Origin of the sequence: Pseudotenacibaculum sp. MALMAid0570 (genome assembly GCF_040151415.1) — a bacterium.
In the GTDB taxonomy this organism is placed as follows: Bacteria; Bacteroidota; Bacteroidia; order Flavobacteriales; family Flavobacteriaceae; genus Polaribacter.
Window position 1 is genome coordinate 362,226 of sequence record NZ_JBDKWF010000050.1, and the last position, 18,454, is coordinate 380,679.

Consider the following 18,454-nt stretch of genomic DNA (forward strand, 5'->3'; position numbering starts at 1 on the left):
CATGCTGTATTATTTATTTGAATACTTAGAATCTCAATTTAATTTCCCAGGAGCTGGATTATTTCAATTCATCACCTTTAGAGCTGCTGCTGCGTTCATTTTAGCATTGTTGGTTTCTTCTATTTACGGTAAAAGAATCATCAACTTTTTAAGAAAACAACAAGTAGGTGAAACTATTAGAGACTTAGGATTAGAAGGGCAAACGCAAAAAGCAGGAACACCCACTATGGGAGGGTTGATTATTATTTTTTCTACGTTGATTCCCGTGCTTTTACTTACCAAATTAGATAATATTTATGTAATCATTCTTTTGATAACAACTGTATGGATGGGATTAATCGGATTTATAGATGATTATATCAAAGTGTTCAAAAAGAACAAAGCAGGTTTAAAAGGAAGATTCAAGATTTTAGGTCAAGTTGGATTAGGATTAATTGTAGGATCAATGTTGTATTTCCATGAAGGAGTGACTATAAAAGAGCAATTACCAGTAGATCAGCAAATAGTGCAAGAAGATGGAAGAAAAAAGATTTTTGGAGAAGCTCATAAATCAACAAAAACTACAGTCCCTTTCTTAAAGAATAATGAATTGGACTATTCAAACTTCCTAAGCTTTTTAGGAGATGGATATGAAAAATATGGATGGATTGTATTCATCTTTGTTACCATTTTTATAGTTACAGGAATTTCAAATGGAGCCAATTTAACTGATGGTATTGATGGATTAGCAACTGGTTCGTCAGCAATTATAGTAATAGCTCTAGCGCTTTTTGCATGGATATCTGGAAACATCATTTTCTCAGATTATCTAGACGTAATGTATATACCCAATTCAGGAGAAATGACCGTGTATATCCTTGCATTTGCAGGAGCTTTAATAGGTTTTTTATGGTACAATACATATCCTGCTCAAATATTCATGGGAGATACAGGAAGTTTAACAATTGGAGGAATTATCGCAGTAATAGCTATTGCAATTCGTAAAGAATTGTTGTTGCCAATATTGGCTGGAATTTTTGTTGTAGAAAACCTTTCAGTGATGTTACAGGTTTCCTATTTCAAATACACGAAGAAAAAATTTGGCGAAGGTAGGCGCATTTTTAAAATGTCGCCTTTACATCATCATTATCAAAAATTAGGATACCATGAGAGTAAGATTGTAGTCCGTTTTTGGATTGTAGGAATTCTCTTGGCGGTATTCACAATTGTGACCCTCAAGTTGAGATAGATGAAAAGGTTGGTGATTTTAGGTGGTGGCGAAAGCGGGGTTGGAACCGCCATATTAGGAAAGAAAAAAGGATTTGATGTCTTTGTTTCAGACAAAGGAAAAATCAAAGAAAAATATAAAGAAGTTCTTTTACATCATAAGATAAATTTTGAAGAAGAGAGGCATACAGAATCATCGATTTTAAATGCTGATCTGGTTATGAAAAGCCCAGGAATTCCTGAAAAAGTAGCGCTAGTAGAAAAATTGGTGGAGAATCAAATTCCAGTCATATCTGAAATAGAATTTGCCTCAAGATATACAGAAGCTACCTTAATTGGAATTACGGGTTCTAATGGAAAAACTACAACCACAATGCTTACACATCACTTGTTAAAAGAAGCAGGAGTAAATGCAGGTATTGCAGGGAATATTGGAGACAGCTTTGCGCAACATGTAGCTGAGAAAGATGCCAAAAATTATGTGTTAGAGATTAGTAGTTTTCAGTTAGATGGAGTTGTGAATTTTAAACCACATATCGCAATCATAACCAATGTTACTCCAGATCATATGGATCGATATAATTATGATTTTAATAAATATCTCGCTTCAAAATTTAAGATTACTATGAATCAAGATGGAAGCAATTTTTTGATCTATGATGCAGATGATGAAGTTATAAATCATGGATTACAAACACACTTGCCCTATGCAAAATTGGTTCCTTTTTCTATTGAAAAGGAATTAGAGTATGGAGCATTTTTAAGAGAAGACAAAATAATAACAAGATTAAATACAGAAGAATTTAGTATGAGCATTTCTAAGCTAACATTACAAGGAAAACACAATGTAAAAAATACAATGGCAGCAACTTTAGCAGCACAGTTGTTAAATGTAAGAAGCCAATCTATCAAGGATAGTTTGACAAACTTTGAAGGTGCAGAACACCGATTAGAAAATGTTCAAAAAGTGAATGGAGTTCAATTTATCAATGACTCTAAAGCAACCAATGTAAATGCTACATTTTATGCATTAGAATGCATGGAAAAACCAACAGTTTGGATTGTAGGAGGAGTTGATAAAGGAAACGATTACGGAGATTTGTTGCCTTTGGTGAGAGAAAAAGTGAAAGCTATCGTTTGTCTAGGCGAAGATAATGAAAAGCTAAAACAGGTTTTTTCTAATGTAGTTGAAATGATGATTGAAACTGCAGGAGCAGAAGAAGCAGTGAAAGTAGCATATAAGTTATCTCAAAAAGGAGATGCAGTCTTGTTATCACCAGCATGTGCAAGTTTTGATTTGTTTGAAAACTATGAAGATAGAGGTCGTCAATTTAAAAAAGCAGTAAGAAGTTTATAAAAGTGAAAAGCTTATTACGACATATTAAAGGAGATAAAACCATTTGGGCGTTGGTAGCTATGTTAGCTATTTTCTCTTTTATGCCTATTTATAGCGCTAGTGTTAACTTAGTGAATATAGGAGGGGGTTCTACATTTGGATATCTTTTAAAGCATGTCGTTTTATTAATAATGGGGTTTGCCATTATATACGGAGTACATAGAGTGCCTTACAGATATTTTAGTGGAGGTTCTGTATTAATGTTGCCAGTTGTATTTGTGCTATTAATTTACACTTTAGCACAGGGAACAACTATTGGAGGAGCCAATGCAAGTAGATGGATACGAATTCCGTTTGTAGGAATTGGGTTTCAAACATCTACATTGGCTGGATTGGTGTTAATGGTATACGTAGCAAGATATTTGGCCAAAAACAAAGATGTTAAGATCAAATTTAAAGAAAGCTTATGGCAATTATGGCTACCAGTTGGGTTGATTTTAATGTTGATTTTGCCAGCGAATTTCTCTACAACGGCAATCATTTTTATGATGATTTTAATAGTGTCATTTATAGGAGGATACCCATTAAAATATATTGGTTATATTTTAGGAACAGGAATATTAGCTCTTACTCTTTTTATCTTAATAGCTAAAGCATTTCCAGATGCTATGCCTAATAGAGTAAGTACTTGGGAAAAAAGAATTGAAAGCTTTTGGAAGCCATCCGAAGGAACAGAAGCCTATCAAGTTGAAAAAGCAAAAATTGCTATAGCCTCTGGAGAGCTTATTGGAAGAGGACCGGGAAAAAGCGTACAAAAAAACTTTCTACCACAATCCTCTTCAGATTTTATATACGCAATTATAGTTGAAGAATATGGTTTATTTGGGGCAATTCTTATTGTCTTTGTGTATTTCCTATTGCTGTTTAGAATCTTTATTACAGTGCGAAAATCAACAACAATTTTTGGGACACTGTTGGTTATTGGAGTTGGATTGCCAATTATATTCCAAGCCTGTATTAATATGGCTGTAGCTACAAATTTATTTCCGGTTACTGGGCAAACATTACCACTTATTAGTAGTGGAGGAACATCTATTTGGATGACGTGTTTTGCTGTTGGAATGATTTTAAGTGTAAGTGCATCCAAAGAAGAAACTGAAGAATCAATTTTAGATGATAATCCATTAGATATTTTGCATGAAACATTGTAAAGAAACATATCATTTTTTTGTTGGAGAGCTTAAAAGCAATGTTCCATACAACCTAATCATAAAACTGTTATTGTTTGTATGAAACAATCGATTAACATATTGATAAGCGGTGGCGGAACAGGAGGACATATCTATCCTGCAATTGCTATTGCTAATGAGTTAAAAGCAAGATATCCAGATGCAAATTTCTTGTTTGTAGGAGCTAAGGATAAAATGGAAATGGAAAAAGTACCGCAAGCAGGATATGAAATAAAAGGATTATGGATTTCAGGAATTCAAAGAAAGCTCACTTTAAAAAACTTGATGTTTCCTATCAAGCTAATTGATAGTTTGATGAAAGCAGGTCGCATCATCAAGAAATTCAAACCCGATGTAGCTATTGGAACTGGTGGTTTTGCTAGCGGCCCTACCTTAATGGCTGCTCACAGAAAAAGAATCCCTACCTTAATTCAAGAGCAGAACTCTTTTCCAGGGATTACTAATAAACACCTTGGAAAGAAAGCCAAAATAATTTGTGTAGCCTACGATAATCTAGAACGTTTTTTTCCTGCCGAAAAAGTAGTCAAAACAGGAAACCCAGTTAGAGCAAGTTTACTTTCCATTCATGTAAAAGAAAAAATAAAAGAAGCTGTAAAGCTGTTTGACCTGAAAGAAAAAAAGAAAACAATTTTGATATTAGGAGGAAGCTTGGGAGCTAGAAAAATAAATGAGTTAATAGAAAAGAACCTTCCATTTTTCGAAGAACAAGAAGTGCAGTTAATTTGGCAATGTGGAAAGTTGTACTACGATCAGTACAAACAACACGATGAGAAAAAGAATGTACACGTACACGCTTTTATCAATCAAATGGATCTAGCTTATGCAGCAGCAGACATAATTATTTCTAGAGCAGGGGCAAGTTCTGTTTCAGAATTATGCATCGTAGGAAAACCCACAATTTTTATTCCTTCTCCTAATGTAGCAGAAGATCATCAGACGAAAAATGCAAAATCTATTGCCGATAAACATGCAGCAATATTATTAAGAGAAAGTGAGTTAGATACGTTTCCTATCCTTTTTGAAACACTCATTAAGGATGAAGGAAAACAAGAAAGCCTGAGTGAAAATATTAAAGAATTGGCGTTGCCAAACGCAACAAATCAAATTGTTAATCAAGTAGAAAAACTATTGAATCTGTGAATTTGAAACAAGTACATAATGTTTATTTTGTTGGAATCGGAGGAATCGGAATGAGTGCTCTAGCAAGATATTTTTATGCAATTGGAAAAAAAGTTTCAGGATACGATAAGGTGTCTACTAAGATTACAGATCAGTTAAAAGCAAACGGTGCTTCAATTCATTTTGTAGATGATGTAAACCTTATTGAGGTAGATTTTAAACAAAAGACAAACACGCTAGTTGTATATACACCTGCAATTCCAGATAATCATAAAGAACTTAACTATTTTAAAGATGAAGGTTTTACAATTTTAAAAAGAGCTGAAGTTCTAGGAATGATTACAGAAGATTCGTTCTGTTTTGCTGTGGCTGGAACACACGGAAAAACAACAACATCATCTATTTTAGGCCATATTTTGCAGCCTTATAATGCTACCAGTTTCTTAGGAGGGATTTCAGAGAATTATAAATCTAACCTAATTTTAGGTGGTGACAAATTAAGCGTTGTTGAGGCAGATGAATTTGATCGATCTTTCTTAAAACTATCTCCAAATATTGCCTGTATTACATCTACTGATGCAGACCATTTGGATATCTATGGAAATCATGAAGAATTACAAGGATCCTTTAAGGATTTTGCTGATAAGGTTTCCTCAAAATTATTGGTCGCAAAAGGAATTGATATAGATGGAATTACCTATGCAGTAGAAGAAAAAGCAGACTATGAAATTCAAAATGTTACCATCCGAAACGGAAACTATGTTTTTGATGTAAAAACAACAAAAGAAGTTCTTAAAAATGTAGAGTTTTCTTTACCAGGAAAACATAATTTGATGAATGCATTAGCAGCTTTAGCTATGGCAGATTCTTACGAAATTCCTTTAGAAGAAATTAAAAAGTCTCTAAAAACATACAAAGGAGTAGAAAGAAGATTTTCCTATAAAATCAAAACAGATGAATTGGTCCTGATAGATGATTATGCACACCATCCTACAGAGATTAATGCAGTTTATGAGGCGATTGATGAAATGTATCCGAAAGAGAAAAACATGGTTGTTTTTCAACCGCATTTATTTTCTAGAACAAAAGACTTTGCAGAAGGTTTTGCTATGTCGTTAGCAAAATTTGATAAAGTTCTTTTATTAGATGTTTACCCCGCTAGAGAATTACCAATTGATGGAGTAAATTCCCAATGGTTATTAGAAAAAATTAGAAACGAAAATAAAAAATTAACATCCAGAGGAAATTTAGTAGAAGAAATTAAAAAGTCAGAAGCTAAAGTTGTAGCGATGTTAGGAGCCGGAGATATTGGAGTTATGATCGAAGAGGTGACAAATCAACTCAATTCAACAGAAAAAGTATGAAACTTAAAAAGACATTGAAATATCTTTTGCTATTGATTCTATTAGGATCTTTAGGGTTTTTGTACAGTTTTTCTAACGTTAGAAATGGTGAAAAAATAGTTCGGAAAATAGAAGTGAAGTTTCAATCGGAAGAGAATAATTTCCTAACACATGCCATGGTTAATAAATTGTTAATACAAAACAATGAAGCAGTTGAAAACCAAGCAAAATCTGTAATAGATTTATATCGTTTAGAAAAAGAGGTATTAAAAAATCCTTACATCGAAAAAGCATCCCTTTTTATCACAATCGATGGAGTTTTGAATTCTCTTATCAAACAAAGAAAACCTGTTGCTAGAGTAATCACTAGTAGCAAAACCTACTACCTTGATTCACAAGGAGTAGAAGTGCCTCTGTCGGAAAATTATTCAGCCAGAGTTCCATTGATTACAGGGGTAAAAAAAGACGAAGATTTAGGAGAAGTCAACCGATTGTTAGAAAAAATAATCAGAGATGACTTTTTAAAGAAAGAGATAATTGGAATTCATTTTGACAATTCTAATGAGTGCTTATTGACCGTTAGAAGCGGAAATTATAAAGTAGAATTAGGAGAATTGACAGAATTAGACCAAAAATTTAGAAAACTAAAAGCGTTTTACAACAAAACATTTTTAGATAGTACGATACATAAATACAAAACCATAAACATTAAATATCACAACCAAGTTGTTGGTGTAAAATAATAGAGATGGAAAACAATAAAATAGCTGTCGGTTTAGATATTGGAACAACAAAGATTGTTGCAATGATAGGTCGCAAAAATGAGTACGGAAAACTTGAAGTTTTAGGTATTGGTAAAGCAAAAAGCCTAGGAGTTAAGAGAGGTGTTGTAAGTAATATTACACAAACCATCCAGTCTATTCAACAAGCAGTTGAAGAATCTGAAAGTGTTTCCGGACATAAGATAGAGAATGTTGTGGTAGGAATTGCAGGTCAGCATATCAGAAGTTTACATCATAGCGATTACATTACTAGATCTAATGCAGATGAAGTAATTGATGAAAATGATATAGAAAACTTGGTAAATCAAGTTCACAAATTGGTGATGTTACCTGGAGAAGAGATTATTCATGTATTGCCTCAGGAATTTAAAGTAGACAGTCAAGGAGATATCAAAGAACCTATTGGAATGTACGGAGGAAGACTAGAAGCCAACTTTCATGTGGTTGTAGGTCAAGTATCATCCATAAGAAATATAGGAAGATGTGTTAAGAGTGCTGGATTAGATTTATCCGACATCACTCTAGAACCTCTTGCATCTGCCTCAGCTGTATTAAGTCAAGAAGAAAAAGAAGCTGGAGTTGCTTTAATTGATATAGGAGGAGGAACAACTGACCTAGCCATCTTTAAAGATGGAATCATTCGTCATACAGCAGTAATTCCATTCGGAGGAAATGTTATCACAGAAGATATCAAAGAAGGTTGTTCTATCATAGAAAAACAAGCAGAGTTATTAAAAATTAAGTTCGGATCTGCTTGGCCAGGAGAGAATAAAGAAACAGAGATTGTCTCTATTCCTGGATTAAGAGGAAGAGAACCTAAAGAAATAACACTAAAAAACCTTTCTAAAATTATTCATGCTAGAGTACAGGAAATTATAGAACATGTGTATCTAGAAATCAAGAACTATGGGCATGAAACTCAAAAAGGCAAGTTGATTGCTGGAATAGTTTTAACAGGAGGAGGTTCTCAGTTGAAACATTTAAGACAGTTGGTAGAATACATAACTGGAATGGATGCAAGAATTGGATATCCAAATGAACATTTAGCAGGAGATTCAGATGACGCATTGTCAAGCCCATCCTATGCAACCGCAGTTGGATTGTTGATGGAAGGATTAGAAAACCATGCCCGTGAAGAAAAACAAGCTGAAGAGGAAGCTGAAGCAACAGCTATAGAAGCAGAGACAGAACAAGAAGAGAAGTCTATAGAAGAAGCTCCAAAACCAAAGAAAAAATCCTTCTTTGAAAAATTCACTGATGGATTAAAAGAATTTTTAGATAACGCAGAATAAAAAATATAAACAACCAAAATAAATAGAACCGTTATTATGAGCGCAGAATTTGATAACATTTTATTTGACATGCCAAAATCACAATCCAATGCTATTAAAGTAATTGGAGTAGGTGGTGGTGGAAGTAATGCAGTAAATCACATGTACACTCAAAATATTAGAGGTGTAGACTTTGTAATTTGCAATACTGATGCCCAAGCATTAGAAAATAGCCCTATCCCTAACAAGATTCAGCTAGGAGCCAATCTAACCTCTGGTCTTGGAGCCGGAGCCAACCCTGAAGTTGGAGAACAAGCTGCTAAAGAAAGTATGATTGAGATTCAACAAATGTTGAATACCCAAACAAAGATGGTTTTTATAACCGCTGGAATGGGAGGAGGAACCGGAACAGGAGCAGCTCCAATCATTGCTAAAATTGCTAAAGACATGGATATTTTAACGGTAGGAATCGTTACAATGCCATTTCAATTTGAAGGAAGAATGCGCTCAAAACAAGCTCAATTAGGAATTGATGCTCTAAGAGGAAATGTAGATTCGCTTATTGTAATTAACAACAATAAGCTAAGAGAAGTTTATGGGAATTTAGGTTTTAAAGCTGGGTTCTCTAAAGCAGATGAGGTTTTATCTACCGCAGCAAGAGGTATTGCTGAAGTTATAACACATCACTACAAACAAAACATAGATTTACACGATGCAAAAACTGTATTGTCTAATAGTGGAACTGCCATTATGGGATCTGCAAGAGAATCAGGAACCAATAGAGCAAAGAATGCTATTGTAAAAGCATTAGATTCTCCATTATTAAACGATAATAAAATTACAGGAGCTAAAAATGTATTACTATTAATTGTTTCAGGAACTAATGAGGTTACGTTAGATGAGATAGGAGAAATTAACGACTACATCCAAACAGAAGCCGGTTTCGAGGCAAATATCATAATGGGTATTGGTGAAGATGTAGAGTTAGAAGACGATATATCTGTAACTGTAGTAGCAACAGGTTTTGCGGCAGATCAGCAGAATAATATTACCAATACTGAAGCAAAGAAAATTATTCATACTCTAGAAGAAGATCAAAAAGCTACCTATGATTTCTCAGAAAAATTAGTGAGTAAAACACCAACAATTGAAGAATCAGTTTCAAAAGAAGAAAAGATTATTCACGTTTTAGAAGACGACTCTGAAGAAGAAGAAATTAAAATGGATTTAATTCCAACAACAGAGTTGATTAAAAACATTGAGGTTACTTACGATGAGATTGCTATAGAAGAAATAGTCGAAGAAGATTTTGTAATTACAAATGTCACTCCACAAAAAGAAGAAGTGATCGAAGAAGTAACAGAAGAAATATCAGGTGATTTGTTATTTGACCTTCCATTAAATAGTTACGAAGAAGTAACTCCAAACGAAACAACAACTCTTTTTGAACTTACAGAGGATGTCTTAGATTTAGAAGTAAAAGATGCTATTGAAGTTGTGGCACAAGAGGAAGAGGTTGTTGAAAAACGTTTTGTTTTAGAAGATTTTGATATTGAGCCAACTATTAGTAAAAGTTCTTCTATTGAAAAAGAAGAAGTTGCTGAAGATGAGATACAATTTGAATTAAAAACTACAGCACCTCAAGCAGAAATTAATGAGATTGAAACTGAAAGTGAAGAAGTTTCTCCTTTGAGTTTAACGATTGCAGAATTACAAAAAAGAGCCGAAGAAAGACGTCAGAAAATGAAAGGGTTCAATTATAAATTTACAGACCAAATGAATAATAACATTGACGAAATAGAGCGTCAACCAGCTTATAAAAGAATGGGAGTAGATTTAGATGCTACCGATGCTGCAATTAGCAAATCTAAAACAGCATTATCTACCGATGATAATGAAGATATACAATTAAGGTCTAACAATTCTTTTTTACATGACAATGTAGATTAGAAAAGAATTGACCCCAACCTAATAAAGCCGTGTTTAATTTTATATTAAATGCGGTTTTTCATTTTTATATGTTTAATATTATTTTTTTTGATAAATTTACGAGTGAAGCTAGGAAAATAGATAAAGTACTCCAATAATTTTTATACGTTTAATTTCATCTATGAAAAAGATAAGCATTACAATCTTGTTTTTAATGTTCATTGCATTCTCTCATTCGCAAGAGAATAGTAAATATCCATTTATATCTACGTATAACAAACTCTATACAAAAAATCAGGATAGTGCATTAGTATTTTGTAATGAATTGATAAGTGATATTCGTTCTGAAAAAAAAGCATTTGGATATGCTGGAAAAGCATACATCAACGCCTTAAAATCAAAATATAAATTAGCTGATGAGCTTTTCAACAAGGCTGAAGCAGAGCTAAATAAAATTGATTCCAAAAAAATAATTGAACTCAAGGCGAATATTATCTACCTAAAAGGATTGCGTTTTGTAGTAAGTTTAGAGTTGGTAAAAGCCATTGAAATCTTAAATGATGTAATGAAGTTATGTGATAATAACTGCTCTTCTTTTTTTAAATTAAAAATTCATTCTTCTTTAGGTAGAGCATATTCAATGTCTAACAAGCATATGGAAGCTATAGCCATATGTAAATCTTCTTTAAATGAAATAAAGAAATCACCCAATTTCTCTAAGAGCAATTATTTAAAAAAGGAATATGTAAGACAACTAGTAAAGTATGCCAGCCGTACATTAAACTTATATCAAGCAGATAAAGAGCAATACCTTTCGTACTTGGATTCTACTCAGACATATATTTCTATGTCGAAAAAATACTCGGAAAGTTATAAGATATCTGATTATAACAGTTATATATTAGGGCTATACGGCGAAATTAATTACTTCAAAGAAAGATATAGTATAGCTAAAAATTACTATAACAAAGTAGTAGAATTGCATAAAAAGGATGACAATATTAAGAAGGCTGAACAATCAATATTCCGTATTGCAGAATGTGATTTTTATTTAGGAAATTATGACGAAGCTGAAGCAACATTTTTAAGGCATGTTAAGAGTGATATGTGGTCTGATTACAATCGAATAACAATTAATTCTGATATTTATTTTTATCTATATAGGATTTATGAGAAAAAAGGAGATTCTGATAAAGCATATGAATATGGAACAAAGTCGAGAGAAAAATTAAAAGAATATTATGAAGCAAAGCATGAATCAGATCTTAAGATTAATGATATGGTGCATCTTGATAAAAGAGAAAAGGAAATAGAAGATTATCAGAAAAAATATCAAACCCAAGAAGAAGAAAAAAAACTTTACTTGTATACTTTGCTTATTTCAGTTATAGTTGTTAGTTTTCTTATAGGCTACTTTATATATGCGAAGAGAAGAGATAAAGAAAATATTAGTAAACTCCACTTAAGAATTGAACAATTAGAAAAGGATGTTTCTAAGCAAACAATTTCGAAACAAACATCAAGTCTATCTGATGAAGGAGCACTTAAGTTACTTGAGAAGTTAAAAGCTTTAGAAAAAGAAGAATTGTTTCAACAACCTAATTATACATTAAATTTAGTAGCTAAAAAGCTTCAAACTAACTCTAGTTACCTTTCTAAAACTGTGAATGAATACATGGATATAACCTTTGCAGAATATAGCAATAGGTTGAGGATTAATAGCATCATTAAAAAGATTAACAAACAAAAAAGTTTACAGAACTATACAATTGATGCTTTAGCACAAGAAGCGGGTTACAAAAGTGTGAATTCGTTCAACGCGAATTTTAAGAAAATACTAAAAGTAACCCCTTCTCAATACTTAAAGGAAATTAAAAAATAAATGGAATTAAACTCCATGTCCGCTTTGACCACCTTCATCGCCATCGTCTGGATTTGGTAATACCCATTCGCAAGTAGGGCTACATACCCAAATTAATCCATCTTTACCTACTCTAGTTTGTCCAGGCTCGCAATCAGTTACGGTACCTGCAAAAACATTTTTCAATTCTTTTTTTGTTAAGCGGTGTGCTTCTAAGTTTTTAAAATTCATAATATCTTTTTTTTAAAGTTCTGAGCAAACCTATTAAAATTTTATAAGCGAATTACATCATTAAAAGAGTTTGAACTCACATGAAAATATAAATATCTGTAAATCAAACACTTGAATATTTTTCTGCTTGCTCAAATTTATAAATTTACTAAAATCTGTTAGTAAAACTCATTAAATCAGTAATGAAATGATTATAAGAGAACCTATGAAAAACTGGATGAATTTGAACTTCTTAAATTATTGATTATTTAATTTTAAATAACTGTAAACCAATATTTTAAACCTGATTAAATTCACCTCAAATTTATAAATTTACAAGAATAGTATTTGTTTTACCCTATAAATAGCCATTACATTTGAAGTGTTCGTTTGGAAAAATCTATGATGAATTTTAGATTAAAACCTTAAGACTATTTCATATGCAAAAGATTGCAAGTTTATTACTAAGAAATAATGGGATTAAATTTGATAAAGAAGAGTTATCTTTTCAAATTCAAAGCCATCCGTCTTATCCTAGCCTATATGCAATTACTGGTGTATTGAATCATTTCAATATTAACAATATAGCAGCTAGAGTTCCGAACACCAAAGAATCTTTGGAGCTATTACCAAAAAGTTTTATTGGACAATTTAAGAATGAAAAAAACCAAGGATTATTTCTTGTTGAGAAATATAACAATTCATATAGACTTACAAATTCAGAAGGGAGTACAAAGACAATTACTTGCAGAGACTTTATAAAGGTTTTTACGGGCGTTATATTGGCAGTAGAAAAGCAAGAAAACAACAAAAAAATAATTCCTTCTAAAAACCTATACACAACAATAGGTTTTATCATTGCTATGATAAGCTTCTTAATGGTTGTTAGTATTTCTAGTACAAATGTGTTAGATAAAACAGTTTTGTTAGCATCCATGATTGGAGTTCTTATAAGTATTTTAATTCTACAACAAGAATTTGGAATTAAAAATATCATTGGAGATGCCTTCTGTCCTTCAGGTTCAGGTAAAAAAGATTGCAACACAGTATTAACCTCTAATGGAGCTCGACTTTTTAAATTGTATGCATTAAGTGATTTAAGCATTATCTACTTCTCAGGCTTTACGATTGGTGCCTTTTTATTTATTATAAATGGGCAAAGTTTACAATTGTTATACTTTACCAGTCTCCTAGTTCTTCCTGTAACTTTGTATTCGATTTATTATCAAGCTTTTACTGTAAAAGTGCGATGCATATTATGTATAAGTATCGTAGCTGTATTATGGATACAGGCAGGCATCTCTCTTTTTTTAAGACCATTTTCATCAAATGTTGATTTTGAATTAATCGATTTTCTTATAATTCTTATGAGCTTCTTTGGCAGTTTCTCTATCTGGAGTTTAGTAAAACCAAAATATATAGAAGCTATTGAGAATAAATCATACAAATTAGAATCCTTTAAGTTTAGAAGAAATTACAATTTATTTTATACACTATTAAAAAGTAAGCCCAAAGTAAATACTGTACTTCAAACCAAAGAGGAAATTGTTTTTGGGAACGTAGAATCTAAACTAGAGATTGTAATCATCACAAATCCCTTTTGTAGACATTGTAAGCCAGTACATACAATGGTTGAAGAGATTTTAAAGAAACATGATGAGGACGTTAAAATTATCATCCGTTTTAATATCGATCTTTCTAATGCAGATAGTGATGTTTTTAAGATTACTGCCACCATATTTCATCTTCATATTACAAAAGGAAAAGAAAATAGTATGGCAGCTCTACATGAAGTTTATAATGATTTATCTCCAAAAGACTGGATAGTCAAATGGAGTGATCAAACAGTTGACCTGAAAATATATAAGGAATTGTTGTCGGGTCAGATAGAATGGTGTTTAGAAAACCAGCTGAATTTTACACCAACCATACTCATTAATGGTTATAGATACCCAAAAGAGTACGAAAAAAATGACTTAGGTTTCTTTATGCCAGAATTGCATGAAGAATATAATGAATAAAAGATAAGTTTATGAAAATGAATAATATAAAAGTATTCTCTCGAGAAGAATAGACATAAAATAGTGAGTGTCTCTAAAGGATCGCTATGAAAAGATAATTTTAAAATTTTATGAAATGAAAAAATCAATTTTAAGTATTGGAAAAGCTTTGAGCAAAACAGAGCAAAAGGAGATTAATGGAGGAGGTCTAGACCTTAGTACTGTTCCTCATCTAGATCCACTTTCGGATAGTCCTTCAAACTATGGAGACAATAGTGTTGAAGATTGTCGTTGGCCCTTTGTAGCTCAAGGAGGTAGATGTAGACACGTTTGCGATTCTTATTGGCAAAATGTTGTTTGCAGCTAAGAAACGAGTTGAAAAATGCTATGAAAAAGAATTACAGTGAGTTTATTCTATAATTGAAAAACTTTCTGGTTATGAAAAAGAAAAAAATTGCTATGAATTTTCTCAAAATTTAGAGAACTATTCAGACTTAAGGATGTGTTAATTAGCATTATGAGTCACTTTCTTTTTTCAAAAAATTGTTTGTTTAATACTAAAAAAATCTTTTATGAAAAGACTTATTTTATGGGTCGCACTTATAGGTGTGACGGGGTTTTGTTTTGGGCAAAGCTCACCTACAGATTATCCAGAAGTTGTGCCACCACCACCAAGTGCGGCCAGCTTGATGCGATTTGAAGAAGTGCCTGTAGATTACTATACAGGACAACCTAATATTTCCATTCCTTTAGGAAATATTTCGATTAGCAAAGATTTATCCTATCCAATTGCTTTAAGATATAATACACAGGCCTTACGTGTTGATGAACGTTCTGGATGGACAGGAACAGGATTTTCCATGGCTACTGGAGGAACTATAACCAGAACAATAAAAGGGTTGCCAGATGATTTAAATCACCCATTGAAAGGAAAGGGGATTTTACACAATAACTATTATCATTTTAACTCCTTGAATAATGATCAAAAACAAGAGTTTTTGTGGAATTCTGCCTATGGAAAGAATTCAGATCGCTGGGATGCGGATCAAGATTTATATCAATATAGTTATCTAGGAGGATCAGGTAGATTTATTATAATCAAAGAATTCGGAGCTTTAAAGGCTGTCATTACAGAATCTGACACTAACGATAAGATCAATCTAACCTATAATCCAACAACTTTTGAGGTTACTCAATTCGAGATTATTGATACCAAGGGTTATAAATACATTTTTGTAGAGCATAATGAGAATCGAATTATATCAGTAAGCTCTACAACAAGTCAAAATGGTAGTAGTTCAAATGCTACTGGAGATTATATGGGAACTAATGATGTTCCGAATGTTTGGTATATAGATCGAATTGAACAGCCTAATGGTGAAGACCTGTGTAATTTCACTTATCAGATAGTAGAAGAAAACTATCACACTCCATATACAGCTACTTTCAATGCTGTACAAGGAACTCTTAGCAATGCTAATAATAATCAGATTGAGACTGCTAATCAAGGTATGCTGCTCCCAAAATCGGTCTATTCGAGCCAGACGATTGAGAGCAAGCAAAAATATGTGAATGAAGTAACTTTTAGGAATGGAGCGAAAGTGAAATATAATTTAGACCCTTCGGGACACCCAGAATATGGAATGGATTTGTGGGGGTATATCCCAGGAGGAAAATTAAAATCAATTCAAATATTCGAACCTGATGGATCAGAAAACAAAAAAGTAGAATTTACCTACCAAACTACTTCCAATAATAGAATGTTTTTAACTCAAGTAAAGGAAGTTTTTGGGTCAGATAATCTTACATATACTCTAGAATATAATAACATGAGCGAACTCCCAGGTTTTGATGATGTACATCAAGATGCTTGGGGTTACTATAACGGACAAGATTCTGATAATCCATATGCGCTCATTTCTTTAGCAGACCCTAGCAAAGCTACAACAGGAGCGATTAGTGCTATTACTTATCCAACAGGAGGCAAAAAAGAATTCGTGTTTGAGAGTAACAGTTTTGGTTATCAAGGAGCCGTACAGGTAGATCCAGCTACGATTCCAGAAAATAGAGTTGGAGCTGGTAGAATGGGATCTTTGAGTATAGATTTATATACGCAAGTTTCTTCAGGAGCTTACCTAATTTACATGGATGTTGGTCAAAGAATGATGGTGAATTCCAATATCACCTCGAGTGGAAGTGCCGCAAATTCAAGTAAACACAGATTGCGCTTTCATGCCGCTGAGCCTAAGCCAGGTGTAAATATTACAAACCCAACTAGTAGTCCTATCAATTATAGTAATTATAATATCAATGATTTTCAGTACGACACAAATGGAGTAGTGAAAGAACTTGACCTAGTTAATAATAATACAATGTCTGGTCTTTCTGCTGGATGGTATTTTATTGAGCTTACAACTCCACAAGTAGCCTTTCATTTTGATCCTACATTTATCAACATCAATTTTACGATCAACCATTCTTTCTTTCAGTTCAATACTGCTAGCAAAAGAGGAGGAGGAATTCGTATTAAGGATATTCTCTTTACTGATGAAGGAGTTGAAAAGCGTAAGGTAAGCTATGTGTATATGGATAATCCACATTTGGATCATGGTGGAATTGTTGGTGGAACTGCACAAGAATTGATTTCAAGTGGTTCTTTTGAAATAAATCCTAACTCAAGGAGCTATACAAAAACAAAAAGTCATCCGTTTTTTACAGATATTACGTGTAACGTGACTTTGAATCCATCTGTAACCATAGTGCCAGGATCGGTTAATTATACAGTAACACGAGATATTAGCGCTATTTATACATCAAATACGAAAGGGAATTATGTAGGTTATAAATATGTTTTAAGAAAGGAATCAGGTAACGGGAGTCAATTATTTACCTACGATTCTCCGCGAGAAATACAAGTTCAAGTTGGATCAGGTGTGGCAAATTACCCTTTCAAACCGCATGAAAATTTAGATTACCAAAGAGGAGTTCTAAGGAAAAAAGAAACCTTTTTAGAAAAGGCTTTAAATGAGTTAACTCCTAAAAAATTACAGGAAGAGGTTTATGATTATCACAACGTTTCTTCAATTGTTGAATCTTCATTAATGACCTATGAAGCTCAGAGCTATAGTTGTCCTTGGAATCAACTTTACGAGACATTTTATCAATATAAAAATCAGATTGTAGTCAATAGTCCAGATATGTGCGGACCTGCGACCATAGTTTATGGACTAGGTACTTGCTATAATATCAATCCAGATATGACCAGCACCACTTACAACCATCGTAAAGGAGTTATGCTTCCTAAAGAAGTAATTAAGAACCAGTATTTCTATGATGGGGCTAGTTTATCTCATACTGTAACATCTACTGATAATTTCACTTATAACTCTAAAAATAGACTTGCAGAACAAACAACTGAAGTTTATGAAGCTGGTAGTTTGGTCACTCTAAAGGAGAAGATGTATTATCCTTACAATGAGCCTTCAACTGAGTTCACTTCAAGCGAACGACTCGTTTTTGATCAAATGGTGGCAAAGAATATTATAGAAGTTCCTGTATACAGTGAGAGTTATAGAAATACAAATTTGTTGTCAAAAACAAAAACTATTTTCAATCAAGTAACAACTAATAATTTTCAGCCAATTAATATAGAAGTATATAAGGGTAGTGAAATTGAAGCGAATGAAATTGATTTTATCTCTTACGATGAGTTTGGAAATTTACAACAGGTTCGTAAAAAAGATGGAACACAAATAGCTTACATCTGGGGTTATGATAAAACAGTCCCTGTAGCAAAGATCGAAAATGCTACGTATTCTCAAATATCAAGTTATGTTACTAATATTCAAAACCTGTCTAATAATGATGATGATAGAACAATAGATACGGTAAATGCAAATAATAGTATTAGTTATCTAGGAGATGAAGGTGCTTTACGTCAGGCATTGCAAAATTTAAGGGCTGCTTTTCCGAATGCAATGGTCACTACATTTACCTATGACCCATTGGTTGGTGTGACTAGTATTACGGATCCAAGAGGGCAAACAGTCTATTATGAATATGATGATCTCCATCGATTAAAGCAAGTGAAAGATGCATATGGGAAAATCGTGAGCGAAAATCAGTATCACTATAAAAACTAAAAGCC

At 32.8% G+C, this 18,454-nt stretch carries 13 protein-coding genes; 12 read left to right on the forward strand and 1 reads right to left on the reverse strand.

Annotation, left to right across the window (positions count from 1 at the left end; all coding sequences use genetic code 11):
- The first annotated feature begins 1 nt into the window (after position 1).
- The 9 genes from mraY (at position 2) to AAON49_RS13990 (ending at position 12,118) form a co-directional block, all read left to right on the forward strand.
- On the forward strand, positions 2-1,228 hold the full coding sequence (gene mraY, locus AAON49_RS13950) for a phospho-N-acetylmuramoyl-pentapeptide-transferase (protein ID WP_349555456.1): 1,227 nt from the start codon (positions 2-4) through the stop codon (positions 1,226-1,228).
- Positions 1,229-2,563 (forward strand): UDP-N-acetylmuramoyl-L-alanine--D-glutamate ligase, encoded by a 1,335-nt coding sequence (murD, locus tag AAON49_RS13955; protein ID WP_349555457.1) that lies wholly within the window; start codon positions 1,229-1,231, stop codon positions 2,561-2,563.
- A 2-nt stretch (positions 2,564-2,565) separates the two neighbouring features.
- Positions 2,566-3,753, forward strand: a complete 1,188-nt coding sequence (locus AAON49_RS13960) for an FtsW/RodA/SpoVE family cell cycle protein (protein WP_349555458.1) — start codon at positions 2,566-2,568, stop codon at positions 3,751-3,753.
- A gap of 78 nt (positions 3,754-3,831) precedes the next feature.
- Positions 3,832-4,932, forward strand: coding sequence for an undecaprenyldiphospho-muramoylpentapeptide beta-N-acetylglucosaminyltransferase (gene murG, locus AAON49_RS13965; protein ID WP_349555459.1), 1,101 nt, complete (start codon positions 3,832-3,834; stop codon positions 4,930-4,932).
- Entirely contained in the window at positions 4,929-6,275 is a 1,347-nt protein-coding gene (murC, locus tag AAON49_RS13970) for a UDP-N-acetylmuramate--L-alanine ligase (protein WP_349555460.1), read from the forward strand. The genes murG and murC overlap by 4 nt, the downstream gene beginning before the upstream one ends.
- Positions 6,272-6,997: a cell division protein FtsQ/DivIB gene (locus AAON49_RS13975; protein WP_349555461.1), complete on the forward strand. Its 726-nt coding sequence runs from the start codon at positions 6,272-6,274 to the stop codon at positions 6,995-6,997. The genes murC and AAON49_RS13975 overlap by 4 nt, the downstream gene beginning before the upstream one ends.
- 5 nt (positions 6,998-7,002) lie before the next feature.
- Entirely contained in the window at positions 7,003-8,328 is a 1,326-nt protein-coding gene (ftsA, locus tag AAON49_RS13980; protein ID WP_349555462.1) for a cell division protein FtsA, read from the forward strand.
- Between the two features lie 36 nt (positions 8,329-8,364).
- The gene (gene ftsZ, locus AAON49_RS13985; protein ID WP_349555464.1) at positions 8,365-10,257 is read left to right on the forward strand and encodes a cell division protein FtsZ; all 1,893 of its coding nucleotides are present in this window, start codon (positions 8,365-8,367) and stop codon (positions 10,255-10,257) included.
- Between the two features lie 160 nt (positions 10,258-10,417).
- Positions 10,418-12,118 (forward strand): helix-turn-helix domain-containing protein, encoded by a 1,701-nt coding sequence (locus AAON49_RS13990; RefSeq protein ID WP_349555466.1) that lies wholly within the window; start codon positions 10,418-10,420, stop codon positions 12,116-12,118.
- 6 nt (positions 12,119-12,124) lie between these two features.
- Here AAON49_RS13990 and AAON49_RS13995 read toward each other — a convergent pair whose 3' ends face one another.
- A complete protein-coding gene (locus AAON49_RS13995) occupies positions 12,125-12,328 on the reverse strand; it encodes a hypothetical protein (RefSeq protein WP_349555467.1) in 204 nt (67 codons plus the stop codon).
- A gap of 419 nt (positions 12,329-12,747) precedes the next feature.
- Here AAON49_RS13995 and AAON49_RS14000 point away from each other — a divergent pair, with 419 nt between their 5' ends.
- The 3 genes from AAON49_RS14000 (at position 12,748) to AAON49_RS14010 (ending at position 18,449) form a co-directional block, all read left to right on the forward strand.
- Entirely contained in the window at positions 12,748-14,328 is a 1,581-nt protein-coding gene (locus tag AAON49_RS14000; protein ID WP_349555469.1) for a vitamin K epoxide reductase family protein, read from the forward strand.
- A 115-nt stretch (positions 14,329-14,443) separates the two neighbouring features.
- Positions 14,444-14,674, forward strand: a complete 231-nt coding sequence (locus AAON49_RS14005; protein ID WP_349555471.1) for a hypothetical protein — start codon at positions 14,444-14,446, stop codon at positions 14,672-14,674.
- Between the two features lie 205 nt (positions 14,675-14,879).
- Positions 14,880-18,449, forward strand: coding sequence for an RHS repeat protein (locus AAON49_RS14010; RefSeq protein ID WP_349555473.1), 3,570 nt, complete (start codon positions 14,880-14,882; stop codon positions 18,447-18,449).
- Positions 18,450-18,454 lie beyond the last annotated feature (5 nt).